3 protein-coding genes are annotated in these 2111 nt (G+C 53.9%); all 3 read right to left on the bottom strand.

Going from position 1 to position 2111, the window contains the following annotated elements:
- Positions 1–184: 184 nt before the first annotated feature.
- Entirely contained in the window at positions 185–703 is a 519-nt protein-coding gene (locus tag WA354_RS07040; protein WP_472812294.1) for a hypothetical protein, read from the bottom strand.
- Positions 704–735: 32 nt separating this feature from the next.
- Entirely contained in the window at positions 736–1623 is an 888-nt protein-coding gene (locus WA354_RS07035; RefSeq protein ID WP_472812293.1) for an RHS repeat-associated core domain-containing protein, read from the bottom strand.
- A gap of 42 nt (positions 1624–1665) precedes the next feature.
- Positions 1666–2111, bottom strand: a 446-nt coding sequence (locus WA354_RS07030; protein ID WP_472812292.1) for a CocE/NonD family hydrolase, incomplete at its 5' end; no start/stop codon positions are given.

The following is a 2111-nucleotide window of genomic DNA, read 5'->3' as shown; positions in this document are numbered from 1 at the left end:
AAACAGCGGTTCTCCAGCAATAAGGCGATGTGAATCGCGACTTCGAATTCAGGCGGTCTCTCCGAAGTTCCAGTTCTGCAATAGCCGATATTTCCCATCTCGGGATCGAGATGGGGGGCACCCGGCTTCCCGTTCTTTGCCGGTGAAACGAGTGAGATTCTCACGTCCGAGCAAACACACACAGTCATCCGGGTATTTGAGTTGGCGAGTCAAGCTGATGTCTTCTCTGGATAAGTTCACCCCCGAAGGTCAGAGCCCCGGATACAACAGATACAAATGGGAGAACAACAATCAAGAATTCCCAGAATCCTTCGTTGCCAAAGAACTCAGCGTTGAGATGTCCCAAGATCGGAAGGAACGCTGCCGATTCGGTCATTCCTCTCGCAGGCGTCCAAGACTCGCGCCAAGCGAGAACGAGTGCAGTATAGGCAAAAAGAATGACGGCTGTTTCAAAAATCGTTCCGATTGTAATTCCAGCGAGACCCATCCGTCGATGTAAGCGTGCCCCGATTAACCACACAATCACCGTAAGCGCTGTAACAACACATCCCATTTCGAGTACCGGGGGAACAGCGTCAGGTTTTGGCGGAAACTCGTTGCGCCCTTGAGTTCCCATCGAATATGCCCACCACAAGTAGGCTGAACAGACCGGGAGGAGAAACGCAGCTTTCCAGATCACAGCTAGGAATTTGTTCTGCTTCATGTATGCCTCTCGCCTAGTTACACCTTCAGATCTCATTGGCAACCCGACATTCCAGTGCTGTTCCCTAAACTGTCGGACGCGCCGGTGCGGGCACAAGGCGTCGATTGCTGACTTGACCACCACGTCCACCAAAGATTACGGATGTTGCTGTTTTGCCACATGGAAGAGTGAGCACTTCTGTCTCCGCCCAGGTGCCCGAGCCCAGGTGTGGGGACAGTGTAATTATGTGCCCCAGCTCTGTTCGTTGAGTTCGTGTCGCTATCGAGCGAAGGAACCCAATCTGTTGACGCTTGAATGTTGTACCATGCTCCGACATTGCGCCACGCTCCAGGGTCGTCTGCGTTTGGCGTGTATTCCCCAAGCCCTGGCGTCCCGAGGGTAATCAGATTGTCGATCGGATGATTCAGTTGCATTTGGGATGCGAGTAGAGCAACGTTTCCTCCATGGCTATGCGCAATGATGTTGAGTTGTTCCCCGGGCGCAAAATCATAGTCGTTGATCATTTTTCTTAATTGTTCTGCGCCTGCGATTCGATCCCTATCCGACAATCCGCCAGACCAATACAGAAAGCCAACTGCAGGATCCTTAAAGTGGCTTTGAGCCTCGGATGTCAAAGGGCTATGACTGTAGTTCCAATCATGAGGGTTGTAGCCTGTGCCGCCCACGATAATCGTAAGCATACCGCTGTCATCGATACGGTTCAGCGGGTTGTTGCGGACATAGCTATAGAGATTCCAACTCTGCGGATTTTCGGTGTCCTGATCCGCAAAGGGAAGGTCCGGCGACATCCATCTTCCCATTGAGCTTGCGTAGTACCTGGCCCCGAAGTAGTCGTTGCCTGATTCGGTATCTCGTTCTTTGCCGGTGAAGTGATGGAATGCGAGGCCCTGGACTGCGGAACAAGCGGTAGCGTTCGTCATAATAGTCTGACTCGCGTCGTAAGCATGAATCTCGACTCCGCGCTACTTCGTCGTAACTACAGGTAGCTCGATGCTACTGGCGTGAGCGGGCGAGCGGTAGATGCGCTGGGTGGCTTTCTGATAGTCGGCGGGTTTGGCCCAGAAGATGTTTTCGACGTACGTCTGCGGGTTGCGGTCGTAGAGCGGGAACCAACTGGACTGCACCTGCACCATGATTCTATGGCCGGGCAGGAAGACGTGATTCGTTGGAGGCAGCGCGAAGCGATAGGTAAGCGGCTTGCCGGCTTCGATTGGCTTGGCCATGGCGAAGCTCTCGCGATAGCGGCCGCGGAAGATTTCCATGGCGATGGCCAACTGGTAGCCGCCGAGATTGGGATTGTCGGCGACCTCATCCGGATACACATCGATCAGCTTGACCACCCAGTCGGAGTCGGTTCCCGAGGTTGAGGCGATGATGTTGGCGATGGCCTGTCCGGTGATGTGAATGG

The organism is Occallatibacter sp. (genome assembly GCF_049802275.1).
GTDB lineage: Bacteria > Acidobacteriota > Terriglobia > Terriglobales > Acidobacteriaceae > Telmatobacter.
This window is presented reverse-complemented; position numbering and strand designations above follow the sequence as displayed.